Consider the following 17,651-nt stretch of genomic DNA (forward strand, 5'->3'; position numbering starts at 1 on the left):
CTATCGCTCAAGGGGTAGCGGCATGAGCAACATCGTGCGAATCCGCTTGTCGGGCAACCGCGCCGACATCACCCACGTGCTGGCAGACCTGATCGCCTCACACGCGTTCCGCATCGCCGTGGACGAGCGGACCTACCTCAACCGGGACGGCGGAGTCCGTGTCTACGCCGAACTGACCATCCAGGACCAGGAGATCCGGCGATGACTCTCACCGAAACCGCTCCCCGCCACTGCGACACCCACGCCCACCACTGGAACAGCTGGCTCCCCGACGGCCACTGCGACCGCTGCGGACTGCCCCTGCGCGAAGTCGTCGCCTGGGATCGCCACGGCCAGATGCTCGGCATCATCCCCACCCGCGAGGACGACCCGAGATGAGCGACACCGAAACTCCCGACCCGACCCCGCCGGCCGAATCGGCGCCTGCCCGGCAGACGGCCGCCGAACGCCGCGCGCTGCCGAACCTGGCCGAGATCGCCGAAGCCGCCGCGGAGAAGTACGGCGTGTGCAAGCGCCCGATCCCGATGCGCGCTTTCGACCCCGACACCGGTGAGTCGAAATATGTTGGCGCAGCGTGCAAGTCAACGGTGGCGTCGGTGTGCCCCAGCTGTGCGGCCAAGGCTCGCGCCCTGCGGTACACCCAATGCCGCGAAGGCTGGCACCTGCCCGAAGAACCGGTCCGTCAGCGCAACACCCCCTCCGAGCACCAGCAGGCGTTGCTGACCGCCCGCGCGGACATGTTCGCCGGATACACCGACGCCCGCGACAAGGGCGACCAGGAAGCCGCCGACGGGTTCCGGGAGGTCATCGCCGACCTGGACCGTGAACTGCGAGCCTTGGGCCTGTCGGGCCGGATCAAGGGCATCGACGCCCAGTCCAAGCCACGTCGGACTCGTTCGACCAAGCGCCGGCAGGATGTTCCGAACCTGCCCCGCAAGAGAATCGAAAAGACCACCCTCGGGCGCAAGTACGCCGGCCATCAGCCCTCGATGTGGCTCACGGTCACCATGGATTCCTACGGGCGCTGCCACCGCGACGGCGCGATCGACAAGCACGGCAAGGCTGTGGGAGATGGTTCTCCGGTGGACCCGGAGACCTACGACTACCGGCGTGCCGCGCGGGATGCGATGTTCTTCCCCAAGCTGTTCGACCGGTTCATCCAGAATTGGCGACGCGCCGCCGGACGAGACGTGCAGTACTTCGCCGCAGTCGAACCCCAACGACGAGGAGCACCCCACGCCCACATCGCTGTGCGCGGCACCGACTCACACGCCTTGATCGGCCAAATCATCGCCGCCAGCTACCACAATCAGTGGTGGCCAGACTTTAACCACGAGCAGTACTCCGATGATCGGATGCCGATCTGGGTCCCCGAAGCCGGCGCATTCGTCGACCCCGACCACGGAACCATCCTGCCCACTTTCGATGACGCCATGGCGATGCTCGATGACGACCCCGACGCCCAACCCGCCCACGTCGTCCGCTGGGGCGTCCAGACCGACCACCAGGACATCGGCGACACCGATCCCGACGGTGAACAAGGCCCCGTCCGCCCCGGCAAAGCCAAGGGCGTCATCGGCGGTGAGGATGCCAACAAGCTCATCGGCTACCTCACCAAATACCTGACCAAGTCCATCGCCGAAGTCCTCGAACCACCCAACGAGCGCACCCGCCGGCACTACGAACGCCTGCACGCCGAAATGCAGCGGACACCGTGCTCGGAGAAGTGCGCCGTATGGGTGCGCTACGGCATCACCCCCAGAGGCGCGAACGCCAAGACCCAGCCCGGACGCTGCAAAGGCAAAGCCCACCGCCGCGCCAACCTCGGACTACGAGGACGCCGCGTACTCGTCTCCCGGTTCTGGTCGAACAAGACCCTCCCGGATCACAAGGCCGATCGCATCGAATTCGTTCGGCAAGTCCTGGCCGCTGTCGGCATCGCCAAGGCCGAACGCTCCAAGAACTGGGTGATCCGCCTGACCGAACCCGAAGACCCCGACATCCCGCCCCGCGAACACCTGATCATGGCCACCATCGCCCAGCGCTCGACATGGGAGCGTGAGTACCTCGAAGCCAAACTCGCCGTGTCCGAATCGCCAGGGCCACAACATATTTCGTTTACACAACCGGCCTTCGCATAGGAAGGGGCAGGGAACATGAGTGACAGACTGTTACGCGCCAAGCAGTTGGAGGAGCTGACGGGAATTCCGGCGGCAACCTGGCGGTGGTGGGCGCACATCGAAGCCCCCGGCAAGCCGGTGAGCTTCAAACTGGGTGCGCGCCGGCGGGTGTGGCGCGAATCCACGGTGCTGGCCTGGATCGCCGAACAGGAGGCCCACGGTGGTCACGCGGCGTAATCCCCGAACCGGGGTGGAAGATCGTTGGTTCAAGACCGAGACCCACCGTGACCCGGTGTCCGGGGCTGTCCAGCACGAACGGGTGAAGTCCAAGCAGCACGGCAAGGGCAAGCGGTGGCGTGCACGCTACGTCGATCCGAACGGGGTGGAACGGGCACGAGCCTTCGGTACGAAGATCGCGGCCCAGAAGTTCCTCGACGGCGACGTGACGACCAAGGTCGTGACGGGTACGTGGGTCGACCCCGACCGCAGCGGCGTTCTGTTCTCGGTCGTCGCCGAGAAGTGGTTCACCACCAAGAAGTTGCGCAAACCCAAGACCGTCGCCGGCTACCGGTCGCTGCTCGATACCCTGGTGCTACCGCGATGGGGATCAATTCCGTTGCGGGACATCGAATTCGAGGACGTCCAGGAATGGGTGGTGACGCTGCTCGAATCCGGGAGCTACAGGTTCGCGGGACGAGGCTTGTCGCCGTCGCGAGTCATCCAGACATACCAGGTGCTCGACCAGGTCTTGCGGTTCGCGATCAAATCCAAGCGGCTGGCAGTCAATCCCGCTGAGGAGGTGGACCTACCTACGGCGTCGCCGGCTGAGAAGCGGTACCTGACTCACACGCAGGTGCTGCGGCTGGCAATGGCCGCCGGCAGATTCCGCCCGATGGTCTTGACTCTGGCCTACACCGGGATGCGGTTCGGGGAAGCTGTCTCGCTTCGGGCCGCCGCAGTAGACCTCGATACTCGACGGATGACCGTGTCTCGTTCGGCAACCCATGTCGCAGGTGCGGGCATCGTGGAGACCGATACGAAGAATCACACGACTCGGTCGGTGCCGATCCCGGATTTCCTCGGCAAAGAGCTCCGGCCGGTGCTCGACGGGCTCGCGCCGGATGCTCGGGTGTTCCCGGGTCGCAAGGGTGACTGTCTGTCGCTGGGCGAGTTTCGGTGGGCGTTCGACCAGGCGGCGGCGTCGGTCGGAATCACCGGGGTCGTGCCGCACGGATTGCGTCACACGGCCGCGTCGCTCGCGATCAGTGCCGGGGCCAATATCAAGGTGGTGCAGCGGATGCTCGGGCACAAGACGGCGACGCTGACCCTGGACCTGTACGGCCATCTGTTTCCGGATGATCTGGACAACGTGGCGGCGGCAATGAATGCGGGCGCGCTCATTGCTGCGGACGAATTGCGGACCGAGATGGAAGACGCGGAAGCCGGCAATACTGAAACTGACGGTCTGCCTGCCGTTTCGTGAGTGCCCCCGGTCGGGTTCGAACCGACACTGTGCGGATTTTAAGTCCGCTGCCTCTGCCAATTGGGCTACGGGGGCGTCTGGGTCAGACTACCGAGCCGTACGTTCGTACGGGTAGCAGGTATTCGGGCGCGGGAGGGTTCACAAAGGCCGGGGCTAGGGGGTGGGAGCGATCATGATGGGGGTTTGGACGGACAGCAGGAGGGACTGGCTGGTGGAGCCGAAGACCTTGGAGGCGAAGCCACCTCGGCCTCGGGTGCCGACCACCAGGAGCTGGGTGCTGGAGGAGACCTCGAGAAGGGAGCGTTCGGGGGTGTCGTGGGTGGTTTCGCGGTCAATGCGGACGGAGGGGTAGCGCTCCTGCCAGCCGGCGAGGGATTCGGCGAGGACGTAGTCGTCGAGAGCGTCCATCTCGGGGTCGTCGGAGGCGCCTTCGGCGTGCAGGGCGATGACGGCCACGCCGCGCACGGAGGCCTCCTCGAGGGCGGCCCGGATGGCGGGCTCGCTGATCCGGGTGCCGTCCACACCGACCAGGATGGGGCGGGTCGGGAGATCGGGGGGTAGCGGGACGCCGTCGCGGACCACCACGAACGGGCAGTGGGCGCGGCGGGCCAGGACCGAGCTGACCGAGCCGAGCAAGGCGCGGCGCAGGGTGCCGCCGCCGCGGGCGCCGCCGACCAGCATGCGGGCCGCGTGGGTGCGCTCCAGCAGCGTCGGAACGACCGCGCCGGTGGTCAGTTCGGTGGTGACGGTGAGGCCGGGAGCGGCTTCGGAGGCCGCCTGGGCCGCGGTCTGCAGCAGCCAGGTGCCGTGCTCCTCCAGCTGGTCGTAGTCCTGGGTGGTGATCGTGGTCCCCAGGCCCAGACCCTGATCGGGGGTGATCTCCAGGACCCGCAGCAGGTGCAGCGGCGCGTGGTGCAGGGCGGCGGTGTGCGCGGCCCAGGCCACGGCGGAGCCGGCCGATTCGTCCACGGCGACGATCACGGTTTCCCCGGTCGACATTGCTACGTCCTCTCCCACCGGCGAATCACACGGTGCGGCTACGGGATAGCTGAACGATCGCCACCGACCCTACGCCGCCCCGGCCAGGGAGCGTCCGAGCGGCACCGCGACATGCCTCGCCGAAGAACCCGCGGCCGCGACGAGGGGTGTACGGGCTCGGCGCGGCCGCGGGCGCGGGTCGTGAGGCGACCCGGGGACATCCTGGTACCTCAACAGCTATTGAGGTCAAGTCGCGCTCACGGACGCTCGGCGCCGGGCGGCCACAAAACCGTGACCGGCAGCCCACGGGCCCGAGCCGTCGCCACCACATCGGCGGTGCCACCGAAACCCCGCGCCGGCAAGCCGTCCCACACCGCGAGCAGTTCATCCGCCTCGTCGAGCATGCGCAGACTCCCGACCTGATGCGCCGCCGAATTCGACTCCTCCCGATCCAGGGCGATCACCCGATCCGCCGCGGCGAGTAGCCGGTCGTACGCGGGCCGATGGAACGCGGGCAGGCTCGCACGATAACGCCGGGCCGGAACGACGGCGATCAACCGCCCACCCACATCCAGAATCGCCTGGGCGAATAGCGAATCCGGGCCGTCCGCGAGACAACTCACACCCGTCAGCCCCGGCCCGCCCCGCCGGACGCGCGCCGCGATCTCCAGCCGCAGCGCCCGATCCACCAGCGCCAGCGTGGCCGCGGGCAGGCCGCGGTGCCCGGTGATGGCGACGCTCGTCATCGATCGTCACGTCCGTACAGAGTCGCGAGGGCGTCGTCGAGCGCCCTGGCCTCGACGGTACGCGCGGGCAGGTCGGCACGGAATGCTCTGGCCAGCCTGGTGATTCGCTCACTGTGATAGGCGATCCCCACGGTCAGCGCCTGGGTCGCGAGCCCGCAGCCCGCCTCGATGTCGCCGCCGCGGGCCAGCACCCGCGCGTGTTCCACCTTGGCCAGTGCCCGCGGCTTCTCCGCGGTGAACGCGGCGTCCGCGGTCTCGAACGCGATCCGCGCCGCCCGGTGGTCGCCCAGCCGGGCCAGCGCACTGGCCTGATACCGAGCCGCCTTGGGTCCGTCGAACACGAACACCCATGGCCACCGCGGTTCCCCGCGCTGCCGATCCACCAGCCGCTCGGCCCGCCGCAACGCGCCCAGCGCCCCCGCCCGATCACCGGTCTCGGCGTAGGCGACGGCCAGCAGCGACGACATCCACGCCCCGGCGCTGTCGGGAGCATCGGACCCCAACTGCCCGGCCGCCGTCCGCAACAAGGTCAAACCCGCTCGGCCGTCACCCGTTTCGACCGCGTAGTGCCCGAGGCTCGCCGTCATGTACGAGACGAGCAGCGGATGATGCGTCCGTTCGGCATGCCGGATGGCCTCCACGTACCGCCGCCGCGCCGCCGCGTCGTCGCCGCGGTCGGCCGCCAGCCACGCTGCGAGTCCGGCGATCTCGGACAGTGCCCGGAATCCGCCGGAGGTGCGCAAGCGATCCCGCACCACACCCGCCACCAGCGTCAGGTGCGCGTCCACCGCGGGCGCCAGCCGATCCGAGGGCACCGAGGATTCCATTCGCCGGTAGTTGGCGGTCGGCCCGGCCAGGGTGTCGATGAGCTCGGATTCGGTTGGCGCGGAATTCGACAACACCGCGTTCGTGGTCGCCACGAGCGCGCTGGACAGGAATTGCTTGCGGTTCACGCCCGCGTCATCCGCCACGCGGCGCGGAGCGCTGAACCCGAGTTCGGCGTCGGTCGCCACGTTCAGGACGGCCCGCAACGCGGACCGGTAATGCTTTCTGGGCCATGTCGTTTCGCCTCGCTCCCACTTGCCGACGTGTCGCTCGTCGACGGCCCCGCGCTTGCTGGTGGCCCGGAAGACGTGATCGTTGACGGCGTTCGCCAACTCCTGTCGGGTCATCGAATGTCCCGGCGCACCGGGGGATTCCATGCGCAGTCGAGCCGCGATGAGCAGCTCGTTCCGTCCGGTCACGGCATGCGGCCTCTCTGCTGGACCTCTCCCGAGAATAGGTCTTCCACGGATTTGCCGTGCCGCCCTGACCCTGATTTGCCCCGTACTTTCCCCATCGCACGCCATCGATCAATCGGATTCGGCGGACCAACGTTGAAGTCGGCACAGTCGCCGTCAGTGAGCACACCTGAGGAATAGCCATGACATCGGAACACCACGCCATCGGATGGTTGCGGAGCGACATTTCGGGCGAACGTCGCGAATGGGATGAGGCCCGGATTCGCATCATGGCCCACCGGCTGGGGTATAACCTGCGCAAAACGGTGGCCTTCGGGCCATGGACCGACCGGCCGGTCCATCGTTTGCGGGTGCTCGTCTCGCGGCTCGCCCTGGAGGCCGTGATCGTGCCCAGTGTGGAGCATTTCGAAGGCGGTTGCGTGCCCGCGGAATTGGTGGCGGTCACCGACGTCATCACTGTGACGCCGGAGAACACGTACGCCCGCTACGCGACGGGGGAGTTGCCCGCGCGGCCCTGGGCGCGCGGGCTGCCATCTCGGTGATCCAGTTCACATAGACCCCTCTTGCAGATACCCCCCTGGGGTATTAATTTGATCTTTCGTAAGGCAGTGAAAGCACTCGAGAGGGACGAGAAGATGACCACCCAGGCCCACACCGGACACCACAACCACGCGGCTCACGGCGAGCACGCCGGACACACCGAGCACGCGGCTCACGCCGACCACAACGCACACGCCGCGCACGAAGGCCACGGCGCGCACGCCGCCCATGCCGATCACGCAGCGCACACCACGCACGCCGATCACAACGCCCACGCCGGGCACGGCGACCATGCCGCGCACGGCGGTCACGCCCACGGTGGTCACGACGCCGGAGTGCCGGGCGGCCTCCAGGTCACCCAGGACGGCTACACTCTCGATCTCGCCGAAAAAGTCGTCGCCGCAGGCGAAACCGAGTTCCGGTTCCGCATCCTCGGCCCGGACGGCGCGCCCGTCACCGAGTTCGACGCCATCCACGACAAGGAACTGCACCTGATCGTCGTGCAGCGCGAGCTCACCGGTTTCTGGCACGTGCACCCTGAACGGCAGGCCGACGGCACCTGGACGGTCCGCCTGAACCTTCCTGAGGCGGGCGCCTACCGCGCCTTCACCGATATCGCGCCGCGCGCCCTGGGCCGGACCATCACGCTCGGAGCGGATTTCGCCATCGCCGGCGACTACCGGCCGGGTGCCGCGCCCCAGCCCGACCGCACCTTCGCCGTCGACGGCTACGAGGTCACCCTGGACGGCGACCTGGTCGCGGGGGAGGGCCGCCTGCTCACCCTCACCGTGCGCAAGGACGGCGAGCCGGTCACCGACCTGCAGCCCTACCTGGCCGCCTACGGTCACCTGGTGATCCTGCGCGCCGGGGACCTCGCCTACGTCCACGTGCACCCGAACGGCGAGCCCGGTGACGGCGTCACCGCGCCCGGCCCGGACGTCACCTTCCACACCGCCGTTCCCGGCCGCGGCACCTACCGCCTGTTCCTGGACTTCAAGCACGGCGACAAGGTCCGTACGGCCGCCTTCACCCTTCCGACGGTCTGATCCTCGAGGCCCCCAGCATGCTCGAGCCACTCCGTCACTGACAAGCACGACCGGATACCTGGAAAGGGCACCCGCCACAGCGGGTGCCCTTCCGGCTTTCCTGCCCTCTTCCCCCCAGTTCAGGCCCTCACAGGGAACTCCCAGCCGTCTCGAAGCTGTGGTCAAATCCCGCGGCCTAGGCTCCGCGACGACAGAGAAATCGGGCTGGAACAGCAGAAAGCGGGTGGCATGTCGACCATCACCGGTGTTGCGGATGATGCGGCCGTACCCAAGGACGGTGACGTGTCCCCGGACAGTGGGCGGCCGCGCTGGGAACTACCGGCCACCGCCGCGCTGCTGATCGCCACGGCCGTCGTCTATCTGTGGGGACTCGGCGGAGCGGGCTGGGGCAACGGGTATTACGCCGCGGCCGTGCAATCGGGCACCCAGAGCTGGAAGGCGCTGCTGTTCGCCTCGCTGGACCCGCAGAACTCCATCACCGTCGACAAGCCGCCCGCCGCCATGTGGGTGATGGCCTTGTCCGGCAGGATCTTCGGCTTCAACGCCTGGTCCATGTTCGTGCCGCAGGCGCTGATGGGCGTCGCGTCGATCGCGCTGCTGATCGCCGCCGTACGGCGCTGGGCCGGACCCGCGGCCGCGCTCATCGCGGGCGCGGCGCTGGCCGTCACCCCGGTGGCGGCCATGATGTTCCGCTTCAACAATCCCGACGCCCTCATGGTACTGCTGCTGGTGGCCGCCGCGTACTGCACGGTGCGGTCCATCGACGCACCGGGACAACGCTTCTGGTCCAGCGGCACCGGCTGGCTGGTGGGCGCGGGCGTGCTCATGGGGTTCGGCTTCCTCGCCAAGATGATGCAGGCCTTCCTGGTCCTGCCCGGCCTGGCGCTGGTGGTGCTGGTGGCCGGTGCGGGCGGATGGCTCACGCGCATCACACGATTGGCGTCCGCGGGCGCGGCGCTGGTGCTGTCCGCGGGCTGGTACGTGGCTCTGGTCGAACTGTGGCCCGCGAGCTCGCGGCCCTTCATCGGCGGATCCACCAGCAACAGCCTGTGGGAGCTGGCCGTCGACTACAACGGTCTCGGCCGGATCCTGGGCAACCACAACGGTGGTGGCGGCGGACCTCGCACCATGCCGTCGACGCTGCCCACACCGTCCGCCGCGCCCACGCCGTCGGCGGTGCCGAATCCCTCCGCCCTGCCCACCCCGGGCGCGCACCCCGATCCGTCCCAGATGCGCGGCGGCTTCGGCGGATTCGGTTCGCAGCCCGGCATCACCCGCCTGTTCTCCGGGGAACTGGCCACCGAGTTCTCGTGGCTGCTGCCCGCCGCGCTCATCGCCTTGATCGCCGGTTTGTGGCTGACCCGCAGACAGCCGCGCACCGACCGTGTCCGGGCGGGCCTGCTGCTGTGGGGCGGCTGGCTGCTGGTCACCGGCATCGTGCTCAGCTACATGAGCCGCAGCTTCCACTCCTATTACTCGATGGAACTGGTCCCCGCGCTGGCCGCCGTCCTCGGCATCGGCGCGACCCAATTGTGGCAGCGCCGAACCCATCTCGCGGCGCGCGTCACCCTCGCGGTCATGGCTCTCGGCACGGGCATCTGGTCGTTCGTACTCCTGCACCGCACGCCCGAATGGCTGCCGTGGCTGCGCTGGACGCTCATGGCCTTGGCGGTGGTCACCGCGGCCACGCTGCTGATCGCCCCGAAGCTGCCGCGGTTCACCCTCGCCATCGGTGTGTTCGCGCTGCTGGCCGGGCTGCTCGGCCCCACCGCCTACACCCTCGAGACCGTGGCCGGCGTGCACAATGGCGGCAGCCCGATCGCGGGCCCGGCCCGGAGTCAGCGCGGTGGTCCCGGCCAGAATGCCGGTGGCCCCAGCCAATACGGCGGCGGACAGCGCGGCGGGGTCGCCGATCCGCAGATCGTCTCGCTCGTCGACGGCAGCGATGCCCGCTGGGCGGCGGCCGCGATCGGCGCGCAGGATGTCGGCGCCCTCGAATTGACCACCGGCAAGGCGCTACTCGCGATCGGCGGCTTCAGCGGCCGCGATCCGTCCCCGACGCTGGCCCAGTTCCAGCAGTACGTCGCCGACCATCAGATCGGTTACCTGCTGATCCGCCCCCGTCAGGGCAACGAGCCCGGCGGCGCCTCGAACCAGGGGCAGCCGAACAACTCCCAGCCCGGCGGCAATACCCATGCCGGTGGCGGACACCAGCCCCGCCAGGATCAGAACGGCCAGCAGCCGGGCGGTCAGCAACCCAGCGGGCAGGGCTCGGAATCCAACGGATCCACCGGCGCGGAGATCACCGCCTGGGTGAAGGCCAACTATCCCGTGACGATGGTCGGCTCAGTGGAGGTGTACAACCTCAACCCGTGACCCACTGAACGCCTTCTACTTTCGTATCGCTCGCATGCACTGGTGCAGGCACCCTCCCGAAAGCCGACCGCACCGGTGCATGCTCATGAGTACCCGGCCGATGGAACGAAATCGCGACGGGGACCGACCAGTTCGGTGAGACGAATTCGGTGGATGCGAAGGGCGGGGGCGGGCGTGCGAAGTTACAGTGACGGGCGAGAAATCGGGTCCGGCGGGAGGTCGGCGATGGATGGGGTGCGGGCGCGGGTGGGCGTGCTCGGTCCGGTGCAGCTGACCATCGACGGGGTGGCGCAGCAGCTGGGCGGGCCCAAGCAGCGGGCGGTGCTGGCCTACCTGGCCATCAACGCCAATCGGCCGGTCTCGGTGGACGCGCTGGCCAGCGCCGTCTGGGAGGACAATCCGCCGCCCGACGTGCGGGTCAGCCTGCACGCCATCGTCTCCAACCTGCGCAAGCCGCTGCGCGACGGCGGCATCGACGCCCGGACCATGCTCCAGCACATGGGCACCGGCTACCGCATCGTGGTCGAGGACAGCGCCTGCGACGTCTTCCGCTTCCGCACCCGCCGCGAGAACGGCATGCGCGCGCTGGCCGCCGGACGCTTCGCCGCCGCCACCGAGGCCCTCTCCGACGCCCTCGCGCAGTGGCGCGGCCCGGTGCTGTCGGATCTGCGCGGGCTCGGCTTCGCCGACGCCTACGCCGTCGCCCTCGACGACGAGCGGATCGGCGTCATCGAGGCCCGCGCCGAGGCCGAGATCGCGCAGGGCCGCGCCGAGGGCGTGGTCGCCGAGCTGAACCTGCTGGTCCGTGACCATCCGCTGCGGGAATCGCTGTGGGAGCAGCTGATCACCGCGCTCTACATGACCGGCCGCCAATCCGACGCGCTGGAGGCGGCCCGCCGCCTGCGCGGCATCCTCGCCGAGGAGCTCGGCATCGATCCCGGCCACCGCATCCGGGAACTGGAATCGCGCATCCTGCGCCAGGACCCGCTCAGTGTGCGCCAGGTCGCCGCCGCCTCGGCCACCCGCGCCACCACCATCGTGGACCGCAGCTGGCACGAACCGCAGGCGCTGCTGCGCGACCGGTCCGGGCACGTCCATCCGGTGGTCGGTTCCACCACCCGGATCGGTCGCCTGTCCGACAACGACATCGCGCTCGCCGACGGCCGGGTCAGCCGCCACCACGCCCTGCTCATCGACAACGGTCACACCTGGGTGATCAAGGACCTGCACTCCTCCAACGGCGTGTATGTCAATGGTGCGCGCATCGTGGACAGCGGGTTATTGTCCGACGGAGCGGTGTTGCGCATCGGCGACACGGAACTGGTGTTCGTGCTGGTCCGCACCGATGACAGCACCGGTTGAATTAACTGACCCTTCACCGGTGAGCCCCCTCACCGCCACGAATCCCCAAGGTCGGTCGGCGATCCTCGAGATAGCCGTTCCGATGCTCATTAGGGGATGCCATGGATCGGAGGCGTTTTCTGAAGCACGCCGCGCACGCTGGTGGTGCGGCCGGAGCGATGTCCATGCTCCCGCCGAGCCTGGCCCAGGCCTGGGCCGAACCCGCCCCGCCCGGCGGCTGGGACCGCATCGAGCACGTGGTGATCCTGATGCAGGAGAACCGCTCCTTCGACCACTACTTCGGGTCCATGCCCGGCGTCCGCGGGTACGCCGACCTGAACGCGCTGCAACTGTCCACCGGCCGCTCGGTCTTCCACCAGCCCGACGGCGGCCGTGTCGTCCTGCCGTACACCACCACGCTGCAGAACATCGACGGCACCGACCACGGAACCCGCACCGGCCACGACGCTTTCGCCGCCGGCCGCAACGACGGCTGGCTCCAGGCCAAGGGCGAGGGCACCATGGTCGGCTACGACCGCGACAGCCTGGGCTTCTACTACCAGCTCGCCGAGGCGTTCACACTCTGCGACGGCTACCACTGCTCGGTGAACGGGCCCACCGACCCCAACCGCATGTACCTGTTCACCGGCACCGTGGAAAACCCGCTCGCCCTGGACAATTACGCGGAGAACCTGCAGGTCTCGCTGTTCTCCGATGACCTGAAACTGCGCTGGATGCGCAGCCTGCCGGTCACCGGCATCGTGGACGCGGTCCTGGGCCTGGTGCACGGCCTGACCGGCGCGCTCCCGCCGCCGGTGGCCGCCGCGCTGGCCGGACTGGTCGGTCCGCGCACCGGCAACCTGTTCCTCTACGACGCCCTGCTCAGCCCCGACGCCGGGCGCTATGTCAACGACATCATCTTCGGCCTGCCCTGGACCACCTACGCCGAACGACTTCAGGACCGCGGCATCGGCTGGCGCGTCTACCAGGAGTGGGACAACTACACCGACAACGCGCTCGACTTCTTCCTGCCGTTCCGCGAGGCCGCGCGCACCGCGCTGAAGTACACCAACGGCGGGCGCGGCGTCGCCTTCGAGAACTTCTTCCGCTACTACTCCGACCTGGAACGGGATCCGAGCCTGGAACCCGCCTACGCCGCCGCCCTGAAACGGGGCATGGACGAACTGTCGGCCGGGCAGCGCGCGCTGGTCGAGCGCGGGCTGTTGCGTTCGCGCACAGGCACTCTGGTGGAATCGTTCCGCACCGACGTGGCCACCGGGCGACTGCCCACGGTGTCCTGGATCGTCGCGCCCTACGTCGACTGCGAACATCCGGTGATGGGCCCGCGCAATGGCCAGGCCCTGGTCCGCGGGGTGCTGGAGGCGCTCGCCGAACATCCGGACGTATGGAACAAGACCGTCTTCATCCTCAACTACGACGAGAACGACGGGTACTTCGACCACATCCCGGCCCCGGCCCCACCGCCGGGCACCCCGGGGGAGTATTTCGGCCGCCACAATGTCGGCCTCGGCGCGCGGACGCCGGCGATCGTCGTGTCGCCGTGGAGCAAGCAGGCGGTCTCCTCCGAATTGTTCGACCACACCTCGGTTCTGAGGTTCCTGGAACGCGTGACCGGCGTCGCCGAACCGAATATCAGCCCGTGGCGGCGGCAGATGTGCGGCGACCTGTCCTCACTGTTCGACTTCGGCTCCCGGCGCACCCTCATCCTGCCGAACGCCTCACCCCGCGCCGAGCAGCCGATGTCCGGTGTAGCGCAACCGCTTCCGTTCGTCCAGCGGATGCCCAGGCAGCAGAGCGGCAGCCGGCCACGGGTGCCGCTGCCGTATCGGTTGCAGGCGCGCTGTGCTCCCGGGGCCGACGGCGGGATCACGCTGACCATCGACAATGGCGGGACCGCGGCGGCGCACTGCCTGGTGTACCCGAACGCTTTCGCCACGGATTTCACGCCGACCCGCTTCGACCTCACCGGCGGCGGCTCGGTCACTCACGATCTACCGGCGGTGAACGGCCACTACGACTACACCCTCTACGGCCCGGACGGTTTCCAGCGCCGATTCGCCGGAGATCTCGGCGGACCGTGCGGCGGGCTGCGGGTCACCGCCACCGCCGCGGGCTCCGCGCGGCGCACACTGGCGTGGACATTCGAAAACCCTGGTAAGAACCCTGTTTCGGTGCGGGTGGTCTCGAACGCGTACCGCGATGACGGACCCTGGACCATCGAGATCGCCGCGGGGGCGACGGAGCGCCGGGACATGCTCTGCGAGAGCGAGGTCGACGGCGCGGGCTGGTACGACCTCTCGGTATCCGCCGCTGCCGACGCCGGATTCCTGTGCCGCGTCCGCGGATTCGTGGAGACCGGCGCTGCGGGGAAGACCGCCGACGATGCCGCGCCCTTCACCCGGCTGCTGCTGGACCGGTCCCTGTACGAGCCCGGCCGCGATCTCGTCGTGAGTTACGGCCTCGCCGAGGCGGTGGCCGGGCACCGGCTTGCCGTCTACGCCGATCCCGGCGGATTCACCACCGCCGTCCCCGCGACGCCGGTGCTGCGCGGCCTCGCCCTGGGGAACGGGGTGACCCGGGACCAGGTGGTCCTCGGCGTCACCGAGCAGGCGGGCCCGGACGCCGCAAGCGCCCCCATGGCGGGCGTGCGGCAGGTGGCCGTGATCGACCCCGGCCCGCGGCTGGGACCGCTGCCCACCGGCTCCTACCTGCTGCATCACCTCGATGACGGGGGTCGTCCGCTCGCGCATCCGGTGCGTTTCCGGGTGCTCTAGTACCGATCCGACCGCCTGGTACATCAGGAGAATTTTGCAACGGGTTCTAGACATATTGCGTGTTTTGTCTTACCGTCGGTTCATGAGTTCAATGGCGTCTCATGCGGTGCGATTCGAATTGCGGTCCGGGGAGACCTGGCGCGATCCGTATCCCATGTATTCCCAACTGCGCGACCATGATCCGGTCCACCGGGTCGTCCCCGAAGGTCGCGAATCCGACGACTTCTACGTCCTGACCCGGCACGCCGACGTGTACGCGGCCGCCCGCGAACCCGAGAACTACTCCTCGGCCTCCGGACTGACCGTCGACTACGTCGACCTGGTGGCCGCCGGCTTCGGCGCCGCCAAGCCGTTCGTGTTCATGGACCCGCCCGACCACACCGACTTCCGCCGCCGCGTCTCACCGGGATTCACTCCCCGCCAGGTGAATTCGGTGGAGCCCGCGGTGCGCGCTTTCGTCGTCGAACGCATCGAACGGCTGCGCGCGGCCGGTGGCGGCGACATCGTCAAGGAACTGTTCAAGCCGCTGCCCACCATGGTGGTGGCGCACTACCTCGGTGTGCCGGAACAGGATCGGGGCCGCTTCGACGACTGGACCGAGAACATCGTCGGCGGCGCGGTCGCCGGGGCCGGACTGGCCGCGGGCGACCAGAACGCCTTCACCGCGGTCGGGGAGATGGTCGGCTATTTCAGCGAGCTCATCGACCGCCGCCGCAAGGAACCCGGCGACGACACCATCTCGCACCTGCTGGCCTCCGGGCTGGGCGAGGACGGCGACAACGAGGGCCTGCTGGCCATGCTCGGTTTCGCCTTCACCATGATCACCGGCGGCAACGACACCACCACCGGAAACCTCGGCGGCGCGGTGCAACTGCTCACCGCCTTCCCCGACCAGCGTCGCCTGCTGGTCGAGAACCCGGCCCTGATCACCGACGCGGTCGAGGAATTCCTGCGCATGACCTCCCCGGTGCAGGGTCTGGCCCGCACCGCCACCCACGACATCGAACTGCACGGCGTCACCATTCCCGAGGGTCGGCGCGTGCTGCTGTGCTACGGGTCGGCCAACCGCGACGAACGCGAATTCGGTCCCACCGCGGCCGAACTCGACGTGCGCCGCAACCCCAAGCGGATCATGACCTTCAGTCACGGCCACCACCACTGCCTGGGCGCGGCCGCCGCGCGCATGGTCGCCCGGGTGGCGCTGGAGGAACTGCTGGCGCGCTGCCCCGACTTCACCGTCGACCTCGACGCGGTGCAGTGGGCGCACGGCAACTACGTGCGCTGGCCGATCTCGGTGCCGTTCCGCGCACAGGCCTGAGACTCCGGGCCGCCCGCAGCCTCGGACGGCCCGGTTGCACCGCCCTCGTATCGCGCGGGCAGAGTGTGAGGGAACGGGTCCGGCGGCAGCGTCGCCACCGGACCCGTGACCGGAACACGGGACACGCGAACGGGTCCGGATCGGATGGGAAGGGACACCGCATGAGCCGAGACTGGCTGGCCGACGGACGGGCCGACCTGGCCGCCGAACGCATTCTCGACGCGGCCGCGCGCCTGTTCGCCGAACGGGGCGTCGCCGCGGTCGGCATGGGCGATATCGCCAAGGCGGCCGGATGCTCCCGCGCGACCCTCTACCGCTACTTCGAGAACCGCCAGGCCGTGCGCCTGGCTTTCGTGCACCGCGCCACCCGCCGCATCGCCGCGGGGGTGTTCGAGCAGGTCGCCGCCGTCGAGGATCCGGGCGAACGGGTGGTGGCCGCCATGCTCGGCTCGATTCGCGCGGTCCGCGCCGATCCCATGCTCATCGCCTGGTTCCGGCCGGGCGAATCCGGCGCGGCCGGGCGCATCAGCCAGGACTCCGACGTCATCGAATCCATCGCCGCGGGCCTGTTCGCGCCCACCCCGCTCACCGATCCGGAACGCAGCCGCCTGGCTCGCTGGCTGACCCGGATCATCGTGTCCTTCCTCGCCGCACCCGGCCGCGACGACGCGGAGGAACGCGCCATGCTCGAGGAATTCGTGGTGCCGGTGGTCAGCCGCGCTTTCGTCTGAGCCCGTGTTCGGCTCTGGTCAGCGGCCCGTCCGGTGGCCGAGGTGATGGCCGAAGAGACGGTCCGCCAGCATGGTCGCGAGATCGTCCACCGCCTCGCGCGCTACCCGCATCGGCATGACATGGAAGACGTGCCAGAGCTGCGGATACTCGCGATGCCGCAGGGGCGCACCGACTTTCGCGGCCTGCGCGGCGAACTTCCGTGCGTCTCCGGCGAGCAGATCGTCGCTCGCCGAATGCATCACGATCGGTGCGAGACCGGTGATGTCCCGATACAGCGGGGACCGAGCGTGCCGCTCCTGCTCGGGGACACCGGGCAGGTAAGCGTCCATGAACTGGGCCATCAAGGGCGGATTCAGCAGCGGCTCCTGGCTCGGATCGCAGTGGAACGCTGAAGAATCGGCGGTCAGATCCAGCACCGGGCAGATCAGTCCCAGGATCGCGGGCTGCGGCTGATCCTCGTCGCGCAACCGCATCGCCAGATCCAGCGCCAGCCCGCCACCGGCCGAATCACCCACCACGGCAATGCGTTCAGCTGGAATGCCCTGCGCCAGGAGCGCTCGATAGGCCGCCACCGTGTCCTCGATGGGTGCGGGGTACGGGTGCTCGGGAGCCAGGCGATAGTCGAGGGAGTGGACCGTCGTGCCCACGGCCGCCGCCAGCGCGCCGGTCAGGGGTCGGACCATGCTCGAGTTGCCGATCACATAGCCGCTGCCGTGCAGATACAGCACCGCCGCGTCGGCGGGAGCCCCACGCGGCGTGAGGGTTTCGACCGGTACACCGCCGAGTCGGCCGGCCTCGACGGCGACACCGCGCGGTGCGCGGGCGAATGCGGTGCTCGAGCCGACCCGGGCGCGTACCCGGGCCCAATCCGGAGCCGGGCCGAACATCCAGTGGCCGATCAGGCGGGAAACGAAGCGCCACACTGCTTTCTCCAC

The 17,651-nt window shown here is 69.0% G+C and carries 16 protein-coding genes and 1 tRNA gene; 12 read left to right on the plus strand and 5 right to left on the minus strand.

Annotated features, from left to right (window positions below; genetic code table 11):
- Positions 1 to 22 precede the first annotated feature (22 nt).
- From ACFRAQ_RS02755 to ACFRAQ_RS02775, 5 genes are read left to right on the plus strand one after another with little or no spacing between them, the layout of a single operon-like run.
- Complete coding sequence (locus ACFRAQ_RS02755) at positions 23 to 205, plus strand: hypothetical protein (protein WP_379093211.1); 183 nt, start codon at positions 23 to 25, stop codon at positions 203 to 205.
- A complete protein-coding gene (locus tag ACFRAQ_RS02760) occupies positions 202 to 378 on the plus strand; it encodes a hypothetical protein (RefSeq protein ID WP_379093214.1) in 177 nt (58 codons plus the stop codon). Before ACFRAQ_RS02755 ends, ACFRAQ_RS02760 begins: the two co-directional genes overlap by 4 nt.
- The gene (locus tag ACFRAQ_RS02765; RefSeq protein WP_379093217.1) at positions 375 to 2,141 is read left to right on the plus strand and encodes a replication initiator; all 1,767 of its coding nucleotides are present in this window, start codon (positions 375 to 377) and stop codon (positions 2,139 to 2,141) included. Before ACFRAQ_RS02760 ends, ACFRAQ_RS02765 begins: the two co-directional genes overlap by 4 nt.
- A 15-nt stretch (positions 2,142 to 2,156) precedes the next feature.
- Positions 2,157 to 2,357: a helix-turn-helix transcriptional regulator gene (locus ACFRAQ_RS02770; protein ID WP_379093220.1), complete on the plus strand. Its 201-nt coding sequence runs from the start codon at positions 2,157 to 2,159 to the stop codon at positions 2,355 to 2,357.
- On the plus strand, positions 2,341 to 3,603 hold the full coding sequence (locus tag ACFRAQ_RS02775; RefSeq protein ID WP_379093223.1) for a tyrosine-type recombinase/integrase: 1,263 nt from the start codon (positions 2,341 to 2,343) through the stop codon (positions 3,601 to 3,603). Before ACFRAQ_RS02770 ends, ACFRAQ_RS02775 begins: the two co-directional genes overlap by 17 nt.
- Before the next feature lies 1 nt (position 3,604).
- Here the strand turns inward: ACFRAQ_RS02775 and ACFRAQ_RS02780 are convergent.
- The 4 genes from ACFRAQ_RS02780 to ACFRAQ_RS02795 all read right to left on the minus strand — a co-directional run bounded on the left by ACFRAQ_RS02780 (position 3,605) and on the right by ACFRAQ_RS02795 (position 6,571).
- Positions 3,605 to 3,678 (minus strand) — tRNA-Leu (locus tag ACFRAQ_RS02780).
- A 78-nt stretch (positions 3,679 to 3,756) separates the two neighbouring features.
- Positions 3,757 to 4,602, minus strand: a complete 846-nt coding sequence (locus ACFRAQ_RS02785) for a universal stress protein (RefSeq protein ID WP_379093226.1) — start codon at positions 4,600 to 4,602, stop codon at positions 3,757 to 3,759.
- A 236-nt stretch (positions 4,603 to 4,838) separates the two neighbouring features.
- Positions 4,839 to 5,327 (minus strand): hypothetical protein, encoded by a 489-nt coding sequence (locus tag ACFRAQ_RS02790; RefSeq protein ID WP_379093229.1) that lies wholly within the window; start codon positions 5,325 to 5,327, stop codon positions 4,839 to 4,841.
- Positions 5,324 to 6,571, minus strand: a complete 1,248-nt coding sequence (locus tag ACFRAQ_RS02795; RefSeq protein WP_379093232.1) for a hypothetical protein — start codon at positions 6,569 to 6,571, stop codon at positions 5,324 to 5,326. The genes ACFRAQ_RS02790 and ACFRAQ_RS02795 overlap by 4 nt, the downstream gene beginning before the upstream one ends.
- Before the next feature lie 179 nt (positions 6,572 to 6,750).
- On the opposite strand from ACFRAQ_RS02795, the gene ACFRAQ_RS02800 reads away from it, so the two are divergent.
- The 7 genes from ACFRAQ_RS02800 (at position 6,751) to ACFRAQ_RS02830 (ending at position 16,715) form a co-directional block, all read left to right on the plus strand.
- Positions 6,751 to 7,110 carry a hypothetical protein gene (locus ACFRAQ_RS02800; RefSeq protein ID WP_379093235.1) on the plus strand — a complete coding sequence of 120 codons (360 nt, stop codon included), beginning with the start codon at positions 6,751 to 6,753 and terminating at the stop codon, positions 7,108 to 7,110.
- 93 nt (positions 7,111 to 7,203) lie between these two features.
- Entirely contained in the window at positions 7,204 to 8,154 is a 951-nt protein-coding gene (locus ACFRAQ_RS02805; RefSeq protein ID WP_379093238.1) for a hypothetical protein, read from the plus strand.
- 228 nt (positions 8,155 to 8,382) lie between these two features.
- Positions 8,383 to 10,530: an ArnT family glycosyltransferase gene (locus tag ACFRAQ_RS02810; protein ID WP_379093241.1), complete on the plus strand. Its 2,148-nt coding sequence runs from the start codon at positions 8,383 to 8,385 to the stop codon at positions 10,528 to 10,530.
- Between the two features lie 225 nt (positions 10,531 to 10,755).
- A complete protein-coding gene (locus ACFRAQ_RS02815; RefSeq protein WP_379093244.1) occupies positions 10,756 to 11,892 on the plus strand; it encodes a BTAD domain-containing putative transcriptional regulator in 1,137 nt (378 codons plus the stop codon).
- A gap of 101 nt (positions 11,893 to 11,993) precedes the next feature.
- Complete coding sequence (locus ACFRAQ_RS02820) at positions 11,994 to 14,666, plus strand: alkaline phosphatase family protein (RefSeq protein WP_379093247.1); 2,673 nt, start codon at positions 11,994 to 11,996, stop codon at positions 14,664 to 14,666.
- An 82-nt stretch (positions 14,667 to 14,748) separates the two neighbouring features.
- The gene (locus ACFRAQ_RS02825; protein ID WP_379093250.1) at positions 14,749 to 15,984 is read left to right on the plus strand and encodes a cytochrome P450; all 1,236 of its coding nucleotides are present in this window, start codon (positions 14,749 to 14,751) and stop codon (positions 15,982 to 15,984) included.
- A gap of 161 nt (positions 15,985 to 16,145) precedes the next feature.
- Positions 16,146 to 16,715 (plus strand): TetR/AcrR family transcriptional regulator, encoded by a 570-nt coding sequence (locus ACFRAQ_RS02830; RefSeq protein WP_379093253.1) that lies wholly within the window; start codon positions 16,146 to 16,148, stop codon positions 16,713 to 16,715.
- A gap of 18 nt (positions 16,716 to 16,733) precedes the next feature.
- Here ACFRAQ_RS02830 and ACFRAQ_RS02835 read toward each other — a convergent pair whose 3' ends face one another.
- Positions 16,734 to 17,651: an alpha/beta hydrolase gene (locus ACFRAQ_RS02835; protein WP_379093256.1), complete on the minus strand. Its 918-nt coding sequence runs from the start codon at positions 17,649 to 17,651 to the stop codon at positions 16,734 to 16,736.

This window comes from Nocardia sp. NPDC056611 (genome assembly GCF_042792755.1).
Taxonomy (GTDB): Bacteria; Actinomycetota; Actinomycetes; order Mycobacteriales; family Mycobacteriaceae; genus Nocardia.